The sequence below is a fragment of the Chitinophaga arvensicola genome, assembly GCF_900110835.1.
GTDB lineage: Bacteria > Bacteroidota > Bacteroidia > Chitinophagales > Chitinophagaceae > Chitinophaga > Chitinophaga arvensicola.
The window spans coordinates 3,554,988-3,571,729 of sequence record NZ_FOJG01000002.1; the positions used below are offsets into that span (position 1 = coordinate 3,554,988).

At 44.9% G+C, this 16,742-nt stretch carries 17 protein-coding genes and 6 tRNA genes; 5 read left to right on the forward strand and 18 right to left on the reverse strand.

Going from position 1 to position 16,742, the window contains the following annotated elements:
• Window positions 1–6: 6 nt before the first annotated feature.
• The 16 genes from rplA to rpsU form a co-directional block, all read right to left on the reverse strand.
• The gene (gene rplA / locus BMW79_RS31320) at window positions 7–696 is read right to left on the reverse strand and encodes a 50S ribosomal protein L1 (RefSeq protein WP_089902929.1); all 690 of its coding nucleotides are present in this window, start codon (window positions 694–696) and stop codon (window positions 7–9) included.
• Between the two features lie 44 nt (window positions 697–740).
• The gene (rplK, locus tag BMW79_RS31325; protein WP_079470671.1) at window positions 741–1,184 is read right to left on the reverse strand and encodes a 50S ribosomal protein L11; all 444 of its coding nucleotides are present in this window, start codon (window positions 1,182–1,184) and stop codon (window positions 741–743) included.
• Between the two features lie 221 nt (window positions 1,185–1,405).
• On the reverse strand, window positions 1,406–2,602 hold the full coding sequence (locus tag BMW79_RS31330) for a transglutaminase domain-containing protein (protein ID WP_089902932.1): 1,197 nt from the start codon (window positions 2,600–2,602) through the stop codon (window positions 1,406–1,408).
• Between the two features lie 150 nt (window positions 2,603–2,752).
• Window positions 2,753–3,919, reverse strand: coding sequence for a transglutaminase domain-containing protein (locus BMW79_RS31335; protein ID WP_143059307.1), 1,167 nt, complete (start codon window positions 3,917–3,919; stop codon window positions 2,753–2,755).
• Between the two features lie 86 nt (window positions 3,920–4,005).
• Window positions 4,006–4,572: a transcription termination/antitermination protein NusG gene (gene nusG / locus BMW79_RS31340; protein WP_089902937.1), complete on the reverse strand. Its 567-nt coding sequence runs from the start codon at window positions 4,570–4,572 to the stop codon at window positions 4,006–4,008.
• The gene (secE, locus tag BMW79_RS31345) at window positions 4,573–4,773 is read right to left on the reverse strand and encodes a preprotein translocase subunit SecE (RefSeq protein WP_089902942.1); all 201 of its coding nucleotides are present in this window, start codon (window positions 4,771–4,773) and stop codon (window positions 4,573–4,575) included.
• A 101-nt stretch (window positions 4,774–4,874) separates the two neighbouring features.
• A tRNA-Trp gene (locus BMW79_RS31350) sits at window positions 4,875–4,945 on the reverse strand.
• Window positions 4,946–5,046: 101 nt separating this feature from the next.
• Window positions 5,047–6,234, reverse strand: coding sequence for an elongation factor Tu (gene tuf, locus BMW79_RS31355; protein WP_089902945.1), 1,188 nt, complete (start codon window positions 6,232–6,234; stop codon window positions 5,047–5,049).
• Between the two features lie 72 nt (window positions 6,235–6,306).
• Window positions 6,307–6,380: transfer RNA gene (locus tag BMW79_RS31360), tRNA-Lys, on the reverse strand.
• Window positions 6,381–6,492: 112 nt separating this feature from the next.
• Window positions 6,493–6,567: transfer RNA gene (locus BMW79_RS31365), tRNA-Thr, on the reverse strand.
• Window positions 6,568–6,588: 21 nt separating this feature from the next.
• Window positions 6,589–6,661 (reverse strand) — tRNA-Gly (locus tag BMW79_RS31370).
• A gap of 198 nt (window positions 6,662–6,859) precedes the next feature.
• A tRNA-Tyr gene (locus BMW79_RS31375) sits at window positions 6,860–6,941 on the reverse strand.
• A 52-nt stretch (window positions 6,942–6,993) separates the two neighbouring features.
• Window positions 6,994–7,067, reverse strand: a tRNA-Thr gene (locus BMW79_RS31380).
• A 236-nt stretch (window positions 7,068–7,303) separates the two neighbouring features.
• Window positions 7,304–7,603, reverse strand: coding sequence for an HPF/RaiA family ribosome-associated protein (locus BMW79_RS31385; protein ID WP_089902949.1), 300 nt, complete (start codon window positions 7,601–7,603; stop codon window positions 7,304–7,306).
• Between the two features lie 161 nt (window positions 7,604–7,764).
• Window positions 7,765–8,706: a tyrosine-type recombinase/integrase gene (locus tag BMW79_RS31390; RefSeq protein WP_407641651.1), complete on the reverse strand. Its 942-nt coding sequence runs from the start codon at window positions 8,704–8,706 to the stop codon at window positions 7,765–7,767.
• An 86-nt stretch (window positions 8,707–8,792) separates the two neighbouring features.
• Window positions 8,793–8,990, reverse strand: coding sequence for a 30S ribosomal protein S21 (rpsU, locus tag BMW79_RS31395; protein WP_079470678.1), 198 nt, complete (start codon window positions 8,988–8,990; stop codon window positions 8,793–8,795).
• A gap of 147 nt (window positions 8,991–9,137) precedes the next feature.
• On the opposite strand from rpsU, the gene BMW79_RS31400 reads away from it, so the two are divergent.
• Complete coding sequence (locus BMW79_RS31400; protein ID WP_089902956.1) at window positions 9,138–9,392, forward strand: hypothetical protein; 255 nt, start codon at window positions 9,138–9,140, stop codon at window positions 9,390–9,392.
• Between the two features lie 243 nt (window positions 9,393–9,635).
• Here BMW79_RS31400 and BMW79_RS31405 read toward each other — a convergent pair whose 3' ends face one another.
• A complete protein-coding gene (locus BMW79_RS31405; RefSeq protein ID WP_089902959.1) occupies window positions 9,636–10,388 on the reverse strand; it encodes an XRE family transcriptional regulator in 753 nt (250 codons plus the stop codon).
• A gap of 109 nt (window positions 10,389–10,497) precedes the next feature.
• Between BMW79_RS31405 and BMW79_RS31410 the strand changes: the two genes are divergently transcribed.
• Window positions 10,498–10,947 carry a hypothetical protein gene (locus BMW79_RS31410; protein ID WP_089902962.1) on the forward strand — a complete coding sequence of 150 codons (450 nt, stop codon included), beginning with the start codon at window positions 10,498–10,500 and terminating at the stop codon, window positions 10,945–10,947.
• 80 nt (window positions 10,948–11,027) lie between these two features.
• On the opposite strand, the gene BMW79_RS31415 is transcribed toward BMW79_RS31410, so the two are convergent.
• Entirely contained in the window at window positions 11,028–11,699 is a 672-nt protein-coding gene (locus BMW79_RS31415; RefSeq protein ID WP_089902965.1) for an SdpI family protein, read from the reverse strand.
• Window positions 11,700–12,003: 304 nt separating this feature from the next.
• Between BMW79_RS31415 and dinB the strand changes: the two genes are divergently transcribed.
• The 3 genes from dinB (at window position 12,004) to parS (ending at window position 16,725) form a co-directional block, all read left to right on the forward strand.
• Window positions 12,004–13,212, forward strand: a complete 1,209-nt coding sequence (gene dinB, locus BMW79_RS31420) for a DNA polymerase IV (RefSeq protein ID WP_089902968.1) — start codon at window positions 12,004–12,006, stop codon at window positions 13,210–13,212.
• 62 nt (window positions 13,213–13,274) lie between these two features.
• Window positions 13,275–16,226: a DNA polymerase III subunit alpha gene (locus BMW79_RS31425; RefSeq protein WP_089902971.1), complete on the forward strand. Its 2,952-nt coding sequence runs from the start codon at window positions 13,275–13,277 to the stop codon at window positions 16,224–16,226.
• Between the two features lie 40 nt (window positions 16,227–16,266).
• On the forward strand, window positions 16,267–16,725 hold the full coding sequence (gene parS / locus BMW79_RS31430) for a type II RES/Xre toxin-antitoxin system antitoxin (protein WP_089902974.1): 459 nt from the start codon (window positions 16,267–16,269) through the stop codon (window positions 16,723–16,725).
• Window positions 16,726–16,742: the final 17 nt, after the last annotated feature.

Below are 16,742 nucleotides of genomic sequence, written 5' to 3' on the forward strand. Positions count from 1 at the left end.
GATCAATTAGTTTTGAACAGATTTAGTATCGATAACAATACCAGGACTCATGGTGCTAGCCATAGACAGTCCTCTCAGGTAAGTACCTTTTGCAGTAGCTGGTTTCAGCTTGATAATAGCGTTGATCAGCTCCAGGGAGTTCTGCTCAATTTTATCAGATGCGAATGATACACGACCGATAGAAGCGTGGATGATACCAGCTTTATCTACCTTGAAAGTGATTTTACCGCCTTTAACATCGTTTACTGCAGCTGCAACGTCGTTAGTAACAGTACCGGTCTTAGGGTTTGGCATCAGGTTACGTGGACCTAAAATCTTACCCAGTTTACCGATCTTCGGCATTACAGAAGGAGTAGCTACGATTACATCAACATCAGTCCAACCAGCTTCGATCTTCTGGATAAATTCATCCAGACCAACGAAGTCAGCACCTGCTTCTTTTGCAGCAGCTTCTTTATCAGGTGTGCAAAGCACTAACACCTTTTTAGTTTTACCAGTACCGTGTGGAAGCGTTACGGAACCACGGATCGCCTGGTCTGCTTTCTTAGGATCAACGCCTAAGCGGATATGCAAATCGACAGAACTGTCGAATTTAGTACAGTTAATATCTTTAACTAAGCTGGAAGCTTCTTTCAGGCTGTAAACCTTATTTTTCTCGAGCTTAGCGTCAGCTACTTTTCTCTTTTTAGTTGCCATTTGTCAAAATGATTTTAAGATCCTGCCTCAACAGGGTGAAACAATTAGTTTTCCCAAGGGGCTTTACCATCAACAGTAATACCCATGCTACGAGCAGTACCAGCTACCATTTTCATAGCGCTGTTCAGCGTAAAGCAGTTCAGATCAGCCATCTTATCTTGTGCGATAGCTTCTACCTGAGCCCAGGAAACTTTACCCACCTTGTTACGGTTTGGTTCTTTGGAACCACTCTGTAATTTAGCAGCTTCCAGCAGCTGTACCGGTGCCGGAGGAGTTTTAATTACAAAATCGAAAGATTTGTCAGTGTAAACAGTCAGCAACACAGGCAATACTTTACCCATTTTATCCTGGGTACGGGCATTGAACTGTTTGCAGAACTCCATGATGTTCACACCTTTGGAACCCAGCGCGGGACCAATTGGAGGTGCAGGATTGGCCTGGCCGCCTTTCACCTGCAATTTCACGTACGTTGCGATTTCTTTTGCCATGTTTATTGATTTAATTTGGTTAAACGCCCACTGCCAAACAGCAGACTCCCAAAACTAAAAGGAACTAAAATAACCTTTTAAAGGGGATGCAAAGGTATATATTATTATGAAATTGTCAAAAAGTATTTGAAATTGGGCATCCTTTTTGCTCTGCCGGGGATTTTTTTTACAAATCTGTTGCATTTCCCGAAAAATTTCCCTATCATCCGAAGCCGGCAAAGTTACAACTTATCCGCCACTTGTACATAAAACAATTCCCGGCGCTTCGCCTTCTCCGTTTTTAAGTATTTACCCACAAAAGTCTGCTCATCTCCCACTTTACCTTTTAAACCGGATATCGCCTCTCCTAACTCTTCCATATTCTGCTTCAGTCCGTCATCAGCTGATTTTAATCCTGACAACGATGCTTCCGCTGCGCTCAACCGGCCCGCAATCCCGTCAATCATCTTCCTTAACGCTGCATCCTGTACTTCCGGCAGAAACTGCCGGTTCTTGAATCCTACATATTCATTATAGGACTTCACGATCTCCGTATACTCCCGGTTCAACGCATTAAACTGATCTATCCGGCGGTTTCTCGCTTCGATCTCCTGGTTACCCGCCAATACCCGGATCGACTGATCCATCCAATCCAGCTCCGTCATGATAAAAGGATTGGCCGCACCGCCAAACCGGCGGATCCTCGCTGAGGATTTCTGCAACCGCTCCAGGCGCGACTGCCGGAACCATGCCTGCAATGTATCCCCATAGGCAAACACCGGTCTTTTAGCCGCCGCTGCAAAGGCCCCACTCCCCAACTCATCATGCCGCAACGGAAACGATAACATCTGCCACATCGGGTCATAAGGCATATGTGTTTTTACCGCTATCTGCGGCGATGCCTGGAACCAGGTCCAGTTAGTCCGTTGTATAAACCGGCCGTTATCCACCGCACCGGCGCCCCAGGTAGGGTCAGTAATCGTCCACTGATTACCATTCTTTACAACTACCCAGTCGTGTGATCCGGTAGGCACCATAATATCATGCGCCAGTGCATAACCGGTTACCACAATGGCGGTAATCCCGGCCTCTTTGCATACCTGTGCATATAATACGGCGTAATCCGTACACAGTCCTTTGCGGGTCTGTAATGTCTTCAACATTGCTGCTGCTGAATCCCGGTAACTGCTCACCCGGTTCATGTTATCCACATCATAGGCAATATGCCCAGCCATCCAGTTAAACAGGGCTTGTTGCAGCGCCTGCTGACTGCCGGTATGTGCTTTCAGCCATTTTGCAAGGGTAGATGGAGAAGTAGTGGCTTCTTCCGGAATTGATATAATGGCCACTGTCTTTGCAGCGCCAGTTGATTTAGGTGCCTGGGCGCTGGCAGTAAATACTGCTGTCAGCACCGCAAAAGCGGCAATTATAGCTTTCATTGTGTCGGGATAAATATCTCTCTAAATATAAAAAACCTTCTCTGTAAATACCAGGTACAATAAACACCATTCTACAGATAAATCGTTGGCATCAGGAATTAAGCTGCAAATATCTGCATTCATCCCCACAATTGTAACATTGTTAGGTGATTAGCCATTTTTCCTTTCCATTTTCTTCAATATCCGCTTTTGTACAAATGCTTGCTGAGCGGCCAATCTTTGCTGTAAAAACCGGACGCGCCTGATATCCCCCGCCAACTGAAATTTCAGACTGGTTGTTGTAAGTGTGAGGCTCTCCATTTTCTGCAGCAGCTTATCCACCTCCGGGGATAGTTTACCAAGCTGGCTAATTATTTTATCGTCATCCTGGCTGTTATCATACACCTGGCTCTCCAGCATCCTGTAATCATTATCCAATTGCTGCAGGGAGATACCTGCTTCCTGGTATAAGTCAAAATGACCAGATGCTTTATCATCGACAAGTTTCCAATACGGAATATTTTGCCGTTGTATAGATATGTACTGGGAAACAAACCGGTTACTGACGCCGTAGGCACGTATCCTGGCTATTTCATTCATACTACGCTGTGCATAATTCAGATTTCTGCAGTACTGTAAAGTATCGATGTATTTAAAAGCCTGCAGGGAAGAATCCACACGCCTGCTTTTCTTACTGATCGTGTCGTGCCTTACCGGGTACTCCGTAAACTGGTAAAGCGGATCATAAGGTACATGATCAGCGATAAATTCATCTCCCGGCATTAGAAAGTAATGCCAGTTAAACTTTAGTACAAATACATCTCTCTTAAAGGTTTTCCAAAGAAACTTCCTCTTTTTAACTTCTGCGAATCCGGCGCCCCAGGTAGGATCAACGAAAAGCCATTTGCCGCCGGTATGAACCGTTACCCAGGCATGTGGTGCATCGAGCAGGTGTTGCTTTGCATCAAAGCCATAACCGGTCACCACTTTTACCGGAATTGCCAGCTGCTTGCATATCTCTGAAAAGGTGCAGGCATAGCCTATACAGACGGCTTTTCTAGTTTTGAGAATCTGGTTGACTAAAGTGAGGGTATCACCCTGGATCTGATGTTTGAGGCTGTAGGCATGCCGGATATCGTAGTTGATATATTTGCATACCCATTGATAGGCAACGGATAACTTTTCTTCTTCGGAATGGCAATTCGCATTTATCCATTGTGCAATGGATGCGGTATTTGCGGGGACAGAATCAGGTATGGAGATGGCGGTATTATACTGTTGGGAGCTGGCAGGTAGAAAAAAGCAGGCACATAAAAGCAGTATAAGTGAAGCCTTCATAACAAGGGAGCTGATAGGGATAAAAGCAGAAAACGTCCCGGCAGTAGCCGGAACGTTTTCCAATATGGTTCAGAAAGCAAAAGAACTTAAGAAAGTTTCTCTACCTGCATGAAGTTCAGCTCTACTGGTGTAGCGCGGCCGAAGATCTTTACAGTTACTTTCAGTTTCTTTTTGTCTTCGATTACTTCTTCGATCACACCGTTGAAATCGTTGAATGGTCCATCAATGATTTTGATGGTTTCGCCAACGATGAAAGGCTCGCTCATGGTTAATCCCTGATCGCTCAGTTCATCCACTTTACCTAACATTTTGTTGACTTCAGCTTTACGGAGTGCGATTGGCTTTTCTTTTCCGAGGAAGTGGATGACGCCGGATACGTTACGTATAGCTTGAATTACTTCATCGGTCATTTTACCATCTACCGCTTCGATCATCACATATCCGGGATAGAAGTTTTTTTCGCGCATTACTTTTTTACCAGCCTGCACTTTATAAACTTTTTCTACCGGCAGGAAGATCTGGCTGATGACGTTACCCCAGTCGGAGCGACGTACTTCGATATCCAGGTATTCCTTCACTTTTTTTTCCTTGCCACTAACAACGCGGAGTACATACCACTTTGTTTCCTGAGCAGGAAGATTGGCTGCATCCATCTATTTAGCTTTGAAAATTTGGTAATAGTGCGTTAACACAAAATTGGAAGCGGCATCCATACCCCAAACCAGCGCGGTAACGAATATTGTTGCTATCAATACAATCATGGTAGATGACTGGAGTTCTTGCCAGGTAGGCCAGGACACCTTATAAACCAGTTCGTGGTAAGACTCGCGGAAATAATTTCTTACTTTATTCATTCTATAAAGTTAACTATTTAAGGTCAATTGTTTAAAGCCTAAAAAATGGTTGACTTGTTTTATTGTAACAATTCAACCATTTAATTATTTTTTAAACCTTGCACGGGTACTAGGATTCGAACCCAGATCAAAGGTTTTGGAGACCCGTATGCTACCGTTGCACCATACCCGTGTATAAAGCCATTAGCACTTAGCTTTTATCGTCAGCAAATATATGAAAAAATACTGACATTTAACAGCCAAAGCTAATGGCTTTTAATATAATTTAGTTGCTTACTTCAGGATTTCAGTAACCTGACCAGCACCTACTGTACGACCACCTTCACGGATAGCGAACTTCAGACCTTTGTCCATAGCGATAGGCTGGATCAGTTTAACTGTCAGGCTAACGTTATCACCAGGCATAACCATTTCAACACCTGCTGGTAATTCAACTTCACCGGTTACGTCAGTAGTACGGAAGTAGAACTGAGGACGGTATTTGTTGAAGAACGGAGTGTGACGGCCACCTTCTTCTTTGCTCAGTACGTATACTTCGCATTTGAATTCGGAGTGAGGTTTGATAGAACCTGGCTGGCAGATAACCATACCACGACGGATCTGAGTTTTCTCAATACCGCGCAGCAACAGACCAGCGTTATCACCTGCTTCACCTTCGTCGAGGAGTTTTTTGAACATCTCAACACCAGTACAAGTAGATTTCAGTGATTCTTCCTGCAGACCTACGATTTCAACGTTCTCACCAACTTTGATACGACCGCGTTCGATACGACCTGTAGCAACGGTACCACGACCGGTGATAGAGAATACGTCTTCTACTGACATCAGGAACGGTTGATCAACCGGACGTGGAGGCAGTGGAATGTAAGAGTCAACAGCTTCCATCAGTTGGTCGATAGCAGCTACCCATTTTTCGTCGCCAGCGAGAGCGCCGGTTGCAGAACCCTGGATTACTGGAACGTTGTCACCATCGAAACCGTTAGAAGACAGCAGATCACGAATTTCGATCTCTACCAGTTCCAGCAGTTCTGGATCGTCTACCAGATCAACTTTGTTCATGAATACTACGATTTGAGGTACACCTACCTGGCGAGCCAGCAGGATGTGCTCTCTTGTTTGCGGCATAGGACCATCTGTAGCTGCCACCACGAGGATAGCACCGTCCATCTGAGCAGCACCGGTGATCATATTCTTCACATAGTCAGCGTGACCAGGACAGTCAACGTGAGCATAGTGACGAGCAGCTGTCTGATACTCAACGTGAGCTGTATTGATAGTAATACCTCTTTCTTTTTCTTCAGGAGCAGCATCGATCTCATCATATCCTCTCTTCTCTGCCAGACCTTTATTTGCCAAAATTGTGGTAATGGCAGCAGTCAAAGTAGTTTTACCATGATCCACGTGGCCGATGGTACCAATGTTTACGTGGGGTTTATCCCGCTTGAAGGTTTCTTTTGCCATTGTATTTTCTTTTTAGATGGTTTGTAAAGATTGTATTGATTGTTGTTTTAAAAAAACGGTTTTACAAACTTGTACCGTTGATGAGAATTGAACTCATGGCCTCCCCTAAACAAAAAAGGGTCGCTCTTCCATTGAGCTACAACGCTAAGTTTAAAATTTCGGAGTGCGGAATTTACAAATTCGAATCCCGAAATTCGAATTTTATGGAGTTTGTTGAGGCGATTAAAAACTCACTACAACTATTCTTCTAAAATTCTATGGAGCTGTTGATGAGAATTGAACTCACGACCTCTTCCTTACCAAGGAAGTGCTCTACCCCTGAGCTACAACAGCTTGAAAATTGCTTTAAATGCGAGCGGGAGACGAGGTTCGAACCCGCGACCTACAGCTTGGAAGGCTGTCGCTCTACCAACTGAGCTACTCCCGCATTTTTTAATTCTTTTAGCTTTGCTTACATTACTGTAACCACTGCCTATAGAATCATCAGAATAAAATTAAGAACTTTAAAAGGCTGTTGTACCACAGGTTTAGGGTATTCTGTCTACTACTTCTGAATTACTCACCTTCTACTCAACAACTATGTTCCGCCTCTGCTAAGGGCAAAAGCGGAACACGCTGTATTTTGTGGGCAGGATAGGATTCGAACCTATGAAGACGTAGTCAGCGGATTTACAGTCCGCCCCATTTGGCCGCTCTGGAACCTGCCCTAACTTCTTTTGATTTTGTCATCCGGTTATATCAACCAAATAAAAATCGATGAGCCAGCAGAGGGATTCGAACCCCCGACCCACTGATTACAAATCAGTAGCTCTGGCCAACTGAGCTATGCTGGCATCTTTTCAAAAAACATTCTTTCAATAAAGTAACTCGTTGAAAGAGAGCGCAAAATTAAGCGAATTTTTCAATTCTCAAAATCTTTTTTTCAGTTTGTTACAAATATTTAAAAATTTATCTGCTTCCCTGAAAACGCCCTACCATAAAGAACTTTGCTACCTTTACCGACCCTCTTTTTGAATCGGGATGGCAAAGGTAGCAAAGAGATTAATATTTCCAAAATTATTTGAGAAAATTATTGAAATTTCTTTTCCTTCTTTCTTTTTACCTGCTCTACAAGGGATTCAAAAGCCAGGTCGAAGGACTCTTCGAAGGATTTGGACTCGTGCTTTACAAACAAGTCCTGACGGGGTATTCGAACTCGGATCTCTGCTATTTTATCTTTGATCTGATGCGCAAAATTATCCAACTTTAAAAATACATCCACACTGATGATACGGTCATAAAAGGTGTTTAATTTCTGAACTTTCTTGTTCACATGATCTATCAATTTGGAATCAGCATCAAAATGCACAGTTTGAATTTGTACGTTCATAGCACTAATTTTTTAAATATTTAACAATCTGGGTTCTATTTAGTAAAGAACGGTCATAGGCATTCTCTTGTAGTATAATGAACTTGATTACTAATATAGTCACTTTTGCAATGCAATGCGAATTAGCCGCGTAATATTTTGTTAAAAGCCAAAAATAACTGCTACGCTTTTGGGTGCGCCTGCTGATAAACCTTCTTCAACTGTTCAATCGTATTATGCGTGTAAACCTGTGTGGCAGCGAGACTGGAGTGTCCGAGCAACTCTTTGATCGCGTTCAGATCCGCTCCATTATTCGCCAGATGTGTAGCAAACGTATGTCGCAGAATATGCGGACTCTTCTTCTTTAAAGTGGTTATCTGATGTTCTGTGAGGTATTTCCGCACTGTGAGATATACATACTTCGGGTATAAACGCTGACCGCTGTGTGGATGCACCAGCAATACTCCGCTCTCAAATTCTTCCAGATGACGGCGCTTCTGATCCATATAATCACGCATCTGCACCAGAAGCCCCGGACTTACCGGGATAATCCGCTCCTTGCCTCCTTTCCCCATTACCTTCAGTGACTGATTGCCATGATCTACCCTGAACTCCTGTAAAGAGATCAGCTCAGATAAACGGATGCCCGTCTGGTAAAAGATTTCAAAAATGAGACGATGTGTAATTCCTTCGAAGTCGTCTGCGAAAATATGCAGGGAGGTCACTGATACCGGGCTAACGTTGTCTTCCAGCGCCTGCATCCCCTTTTCTTCAATATACCCGGGCAAACGGCGGCTGATCTTGGGCGCAATGACCTTGACCATCGGCGACTGTTTAATCAGGCCCTGGCGAAGACAGAATTTGAAAAAGGATTTGAGTGTGGAAATTTTCCGGTTAACACTTTTGGCCGTCATGGCATCTTCCATGAGTTTGGCCAGCCAGCTCCGGATCATGATATGACTGAGATCTTCTACCGGCGTAGTGCTGTATTGAAGGGTCACATAATCGAAAAACTGGAAGAGATCGTTGCGATAGGCAGTGCAGGTGTGCGCTGAGTAACGTTTCTCGAGCTGTATATAGGAGATGAATCGCTCTGCTAAGGAATATAAAGGTTCGTTCAACACAAAAAGATTGATGATTGTAAAGTTATTAAATAACCTTACAATCATCAAATATTTTGAGTTGCCATCAGCTTATCGCTGCTGCAATATTAATCTTCAAATTTACCTGTTGCCAACTGTTGTTTGTAAACGGCTTTTAACACCTGGTTACGACGTTTAACAGATGGTTTAGTAAAAGACTGGCGCGTTCTCAGCTGCAGTAATATGCGAGCTTTCTCAAACTTCTTTTTGTATTTTTTAAGCGCCTTGTCTATGTTTTCGCAATCTTTAGAATCAATGATCAACATAATTTTTGCCTCTTATTTTTAGGAACGCAAAGATAACATAAGATTTGTAAAAAAACAAAAGACTATAAGAATTATTCAATTTCCCGGTCTTCTTGTTTATAAAAGGTCACCAAAAACGGTAAAACGGCTGTAAAATACCAGGAACTGATGCACCAGGCCTGCAGCCACAAAGAATGGGGACCAAACCAGTCGCGAGATACCGAAGAGACCATCAACACTGATTTTCACGCCATTATGGCTGCTGAAGAAGCCTGCTCTTCCCGGCTGGCCGGAGAACGAACTACTACCCGCAGAAAAGCCCTGGAAAACAAAGGATGGTACTACGGGAAAATGGGAAAACCAGGAACGGCTTACAGCAAAACCCTGAAAACACGCGAGATCATTGCGCGGGGGAAAATCTAAGAAAGATCCAGAAAACCAATGAGCTATTACCGGAAAACAAAAAATAAAGCGAATTCATCCACAGAAAACCTGTAAACCAATAAGCGTATTGCGGAAAATGGGAAACCAATGAAGCAACTGAAAACGAACGAAAGCGTTGCAGGAGGAACCGGTCTCCCTGTTTCCCCTGCAACGCCTTCTTCCATTATTATAATAAGGCAAAGGCTTCATCCTCAGACAAAGCCCGCATCGATGCCTGCCTGTTTAGTCTTTCAGCTTCTTCTTCAACAAGCTAACCTGGTCCTGCAAGTGGCTCACCATATCTGCCAGGTGATTTACACTCATGCGGCTTTGCTGGCCTGCTTTGCTGATGACAGCATCTGACTGCCATAACTCCAGCACTTCTTCCATTTCCACACCATACGGCTCAAACTGAGGGTTGTCAGACACGAGGGTAATCTTTGATTTGGAGCGGTTATTCTTGATAATACGTTTAAAAACAATGCCCTCACGGGAAGTAATGACCACATAAGTCTCATTGTTCTTGATTTCCTCCCATCCATCTACCTTGTGGCAAACGATCACAGAACCGGAGGTAACCGGTAACATGGAATCTCCCGCTATTTCGAAAGCCCTGTAGTCGCCCGCTCCCAGCATGGGCAACGTAAACGTGTTCAGCTCCTCGATAAATTCATCATCATTGTAACCTGCGAGGTAACCAGCTGCTGCTTTTACCGGCACAAAATGAATTGCCTGCCGCGAACTACCCAGTTTTAACTGACGACGCTTTTCCAGGAAATTATCTTTCTGAGATCCCAGATCCCGGCGAAGCAGATCATCAATAGATACCCGGAACATATCGCTGACCTGTTCCAGTATCTCTGTGCGGGGTTCTGCACGCTCTTCCTCATATGCCCCCAACAGGGAACGCTTGATCCCAAGCTTATCGGCAAACTCTTGCTGCGTCCAGGCTTTTTGCTTACGCAGATATTTCAAATTCTGACATACTACGGACATAACCTAAATAATTTAGTACCTTGCTAACAAAATTAGCAAATAATTTTATAAAATACCAAATATATTCGGGCGGCTTCGCTTATTTTTGCCCGGTAAAATCCAACTCGATATGTTAATTAACTATGTACACTCGTTTCTCAGATGGGCTATATTATTGGCTGGACTCTGGGCGGTTATCCGCTCTCTTAAAGGCGTAACAGGGAAAACTCCCTTCACTGCGGCCGACAGCAAGGCAGGACTTTTCTTCATGATTTTCTGTGATCTGCAACTGGTAGTAGGATTGATCCTGTTTTTTTTAAGCCCGCTTTCCCAGGCTGGTATTTCCAATATGGGCGGTGCTATGAAAGATCCTGTTTTAAGATTCTTCACCGTAGAACATGAAACAATGGCCATCATCGCCATTGCACTGGTACATATCGGTAAATCAAAAATAAAGAAAGCGGCTACCGACGCCCAAAAACATAAACTGGGCCTGATCTTCTTCGGTCTTGCCCTGGTCGTGATACTGGCGCTGATTCCATGGCCTTTCCGCGCAGCACTCGGCAAAGGCTGGTTCTAAACCTGGTTTCCAAAAAATTACAATGGCGTCTCCTTATCAGGGACGCCATTTTTTTTCTGATGTATTGATTGACCACTGAATTAACCCTTGTCTTTATTGTATAACCGGAAAGAATAAATGTAAGGCAGCGCCGCCAGTACAATCGCCACAAAGAAAATAATGAATACACCTGTGATCAGCGACAGGAAAAATCCGGCCACAATGATCACCACGCCGGCGCTGATCCATAACCGGCTGGCCATCTGGTGCGTTTCTGTCCATACTTCCGTACTCTGTAAAGTCCACGGCGTTCTTACCCCTACGTAATTATTGGGCTTCAATTTACGCAGGTAAGCGCCGATACCCACAATGAGCAATCCCACCCCGATAAACGCCCAGCGCTCCATCACAAACGATTTCCCCTGACTTACCAGGAAGATAATAATGCAGGTAAAAACAGCCTGGTAAGAATGAATCAAAAAACGGATCCGGTAATATTCCTTATGCTCCATCTCAATAGCAGAAGGCCTTATCTGGGCTTCATCGGCCCTCGGAATATAGCGGAACAGGAAATAAATCAACGCATTTGTAAAAAAGAGAAAGATCATTAAGAGGAGAAAATCACTTTTGGTGCCCATCTCAGGCGAACCTGCTACATTTCCGTCATTCGAAAGAACAGCCGGTAAGTGGTTCCAGATGATGGCCAGGTAAGCCATCGGTACCAGCAACAACGCCAGGATCAATAATTCTCTGGTAAAATCCGGTTTTTTCATGTGGAGATCAGTTTAAAGGTGCATTACTCCCGATTTTCCTTCATTTCCATTCTCTTACCTACTACATATTGATTGCCAGATATGTTGTATTAAAGTTACGAAAATTGAGGCGACCAGAAATTCCAATATTTTTTGCTAATTTTATTAGTATTACTAAATAAATTAGTAATTTAGCTATTCGAAAGTGATCCCGGCTGGCAGGCCTGCTGCTATACTATCCTCCCTCTGCCCGGTCCGCCATCCGTAATCGCTTTTGCATTTCCAGCCCGTTCCGTCCTGTGTTTATCCATAAACCATTGCCAGTATGATAACATTACAACAGCGTACCATAGCGCATTTCGACCTGGACTGCTTTTTTGTATCAGTGGAATGCCAGCGGGACAACCGCCTCAGCGGCAAACCGCTGCTAGTAGGCGGCAGCAGCGACCGTGCTGTAGTAGCCGCCTGCAGCTACGAAGCCCGGCGCTATGGTATTCATTCTGCCATGCCGATGAAAACAGCCCTGCGCCTTTGTCCGCATGCCATTGTCCGCAGTGGTGATATGGAACTATACAGCGCCAAATCCAGGGAAATTACGGAGATGATCGCCGGCAAAGCACCACTCTATGAAAAATCATCTATCGATGAATTTTACCTGGACCTTTCGGGCATGGACAAATTTTTTGGCTCACTCAAATGGACCACAGCACTAAGGAAATCCATTATCAGGGAATCAGGGCTGCCCATTTCATTCGGGCTTGCGTCTAACAAACTAATTTCCAAAGTAGCGACCGATGAGGCAAAACCCAACGGTCAGCTGGAAATCCTGTTTGGAGAAGAAAAAACATTCCTGGCACCGCTGGCGGTAGAAAAGATTCCGATGGTAGGCCGTGAAACCGGCGCGCAGCTGAGGCGCCGGGGCGTAGAAACCGTGAAAACACTCAGTGAGGTACCCATCTCCCTGCTGGAAGCATGGATGGGAAAAAACGGGATAGCCCTCTGGAGAAAAGCCAATGGAATCGATGAATCGCCGGTAGTGCCTTTTTATGAACAGAAATCCATTTCCACGGAAAGCACCTTCCCCGCAGATACGATCGACATGCAATTCCTGCATGCAGAACTGGTGCGCATGACGGAAAAAATCGCTTTTGAACTGCGGCAACAAAATAAACTCACGGGCTGTATCACCCTGAAACTACGGTATTCCGATTTTGAAACCGTTACCAAACAAATGTCTATCCCCTACTCCTGCTCCGATCATATACTGCTTGAAAAAGTAAAGGAACTTTTCAAAAAACTATACGACCGGCGCCTGCTGGTACGCCTCATAGGCGTACGTTTCAGTCATCTCGTACAGGGAAACTACCAGATCAGTTTATTCGATGACAAACAGGAAATGATTGCACTCTATCAGGCGATCGATCAGATTAAAAACCGCTTTGGATGGGAATATCTCATGAAAGGGACCAACGTGATCCCACCTGGTAAAAAAGATACAGTCGTGAAAAAAGATATCCTTCCATATTTTAAATAACCGGCAGACCGAAGGCTGACGCTTCCATCAAACGCCTTTGTTCTTCAACATAACCCACATTCATGTTTCTCAACTGCAAAACATTTTTCAGTCTCCGGTATGGCACCATGCACGCAGAAATGCTGGTGAACAAAGCACATGAACTGGGCATTGGCTCCCTTGCTCTCACCAATATCAACATGACTTCCGATGCATGGGAATTTGTACAACGCTGCCGCCAGCTCGATATGAAACCGATACTTGGCCTGGAATGCAGGAATAACAATGATTTCAAATATCTTCTGCTGGCCAGGAACCAGGAAGGCTGGCACCAGATCAACATTTTTTTGTCGGCACACCTGCAGCAGGAAATACCTTTCCCTGATACTCCGCCGACACTTCCACACACTTATGTGATTTATGAACTGGGCAATCGCCCGCCTGAAACATTGGCTGCTCATGAACTGATAGGTATTAAACCCTGGCAACGCAACAAATTATTCAGAACAGATACGTTCGCACTGAAAGATAAACTGGTGATCATGCAACCCGTGACTTTCCAGGATGAACCACATTACGAATTACACCGGTTGCTGAGAGCCATTGATCAGAATATTCTTATTACCCAACTGGAACCTTTCATGACAGGGCATCCACAGGAACAGTTCCGGTCGCCCGCCTCGCTGGTGGAACATTTCGCAGACTACCCGCAGATCGTACAGCGCACAGTAGAGATCATGGAAGACTGTCATATCACAACGCCCCTGCATCAACAGCTCACCCGGAATAAAAAATGCTTCCTGGGCAGCGTGGAAGAAGACCGCGCCAAACTGCGGGAACTGGCCCTCGAAGGTATGTGTTACCGCTATGGGAATGACCACGCAGAAGCGTTGCAACGTATTGAGAAAGAACTGGCCATTGTAGCGCAGCTGAATTTCGAAGCCTACTTTCTCATCACCTGGGATATTATCCACTACGCACAGGAACGCGGATTTTTCTATGTGGGCCGGGGAAGCGGCGCCAATTCCATCATTGCCTACTGTATAAAAATAACGGATGTAGATCCTATTGAACTGGATCTCTATTTTGAAAGATTTCTCAATCCCCTCCGCAGCTCTCCGCCGGATTTCGATATCGATTTTTCCTGGCGCGACCGCGACCAGATTATCCAATATGTGTTTGATAAATACGGCGCACAACATACCGCACTGCTAGGTACTGTCACCACTTTTCAAACCAACGCAGTGATCCGGGAGCTTGGAAAAGTATACGGCCTACCCAAAAAAGAAATTGATAAAATACTGGAAAACGGTTTTCAGGTGAACCTGGAGTCGGATTCCATTCATCAGAAAATCGCTTATTTCAGTGAGATGATGGATACAGAAAAAGCGTTTCCCAACCATCTCAGCATTCACGCCGGCGGGATCCTGATCAGTGAAGAGCCTATTCATCAGTATTGCACCACGTATTTGCCGCCTAAAGGATTTATCACGGCTCAACTGGATATGTGGCAGGCAGAAAGACTAGGCCTGCACAAGTTTGATATCCTGAGCCAGCGGGGGCTCGGACATATCCGCGATGCCATCGATATCATCAGGGAAAACCGGCAGACCCACATCGATATCCATAATGTGAAAGCATTCCAGGTGGATCCCCAGGTGAGAAAAAATCTGGCTGGTGTGAACACCATCGGCTGTTTTTATATTGAATCCCCTGCGATGCGGCAGCTACTGCTAAAGCTGGGCTGCGACGATTACCTCACCCTGGTGGCGGCCAGCTCTATTATCCGGCCTGGTGTGGCGCAATCCGGCATGATGAAACAATATATACACCGCTTCCGGAATCCGGAGCAAGTCACTTATCTGCATCCTGTTATTGAAGAACTGCTGAAAGAAACTTTCGGCATCATGGTATACCAGGAAGATGTGATCAAGGTAGCGCATAAATTCGCGGATATGGAACTGGCAGATGCTGACAGTCTGCGTCGGGCGATGTCAGGAAAATACCGTGGCTCAAATGATTTCACCCGGATACAGGAGCGATTTTTCAGTAATTGTACGCGGCTGGGAAGACCGCCGGAAGTAGCCGCAGAAGTTTGGCGGCAAATCGCCAGTTTTGCCAACTTTTCCTTTTCCAAAGCCCATTCCGCCAGCTTCGCGGTGGAAAGTTACCAGAGCCTTTATCTGAAAACGTATTTTCCGGCTGAATTTATGGTAGCGGTGATCAACAACTTTGGCGGCTTCTATAACCGGGAGCTATATTTCCGCGAGTTGGTGAAAACGGGCGTCACACTGCATCCTCCCTGTATCAATAACAGTGATTACGCCACCAATATCCGGGGAAACGAAGTATATGTAGGTCTTATTCATGTGGAAGGACTGGAACAAGGGCTGGCAGAAAGAATATTACAGGATAGAAAAAAGAATGGCCCGTTTTTACACCTGGAAGATTTTACTAACCGCATCTCTCCCGGGCAGGAACAACTGGAAATTCTGATCCGTATCGGATGCTTCAAATTTACCGGTTACAAGAAAAAAGAATTGTTGTGGAAAAGCAGTCTGCTGGTGAGTAATAAGACGCCTGGTCCACACCATGCTCTTTTTGAACCCACTACTGTTAACTGTGAATTACCCCAACTCGCCTATCATGCACATGAAGATGCATTTGACGAAATAGACCTGCTGGGGTTCCCGCTGCAATCACCTTTTACAGTATTGCAACACGATCAAAGTGCGTATATGCCTGTCCGGGAGTTCAGAAAATACCTGGGGCAATCCGTTACTACCCTGGGCTACCTCGTTACCACCAAAAATTTACGCAGTAACAAAGGAGAGCCTATGTGTTTTGGTACTTTCCTCGACCGGGAAGGTGCTTTTATGGACACGATTCATTTCCCGGACAGTTTGCGCCAATATCCATTTCAGAAAGGTGGCTTTTATGTGCTGCAAGGCCGTGTGGCGGAGGAATACGGCGTAGTACAACTGGAAATCAACCAGATGCGGAAGATTGGTTATTTTGAAGATAAAAAGCCATAATCCGACAAATTGTTGTATTTTTGTGACAAATGTCGGGTATATGAAACACATAAAAGGATACCGCGTGCAGGAAAATGCATTACTGATAGTGGAACAACCAGGAGCTGGTGCGGCGTACATCGCCGGTAGTGGCTACTTTGATTTTATACAGCTTTCCCGTAGCGGAATTATAAAAAGAGCGCTGTTGAATCTGAGCAGACAGCTGTCCTTTTCTTTAACAGAACTGGCGCAGGTGGTCCATGTTTCAGAGAGAACACTGCAACGCTATGCCGACGATGCCAAATTATCTGCCGACACGTCTGAACGTGCCATTTTGCTTTCCCAGCTTTACCAACGCGGTACCGAAGTATTCGGTCAGTTGGAAAACTTCAAGGAATGGATGAGAACTCCGTTACCTGCCTTTAACTATCAAACCCCTATTTCGCTTTTAGATACTACGTTTGGATTTCAGCTGATCCAGGATGAGCTGGGGCGCATTGAACATGGCATCTTTGCATAATCTACGAAAACATCAAC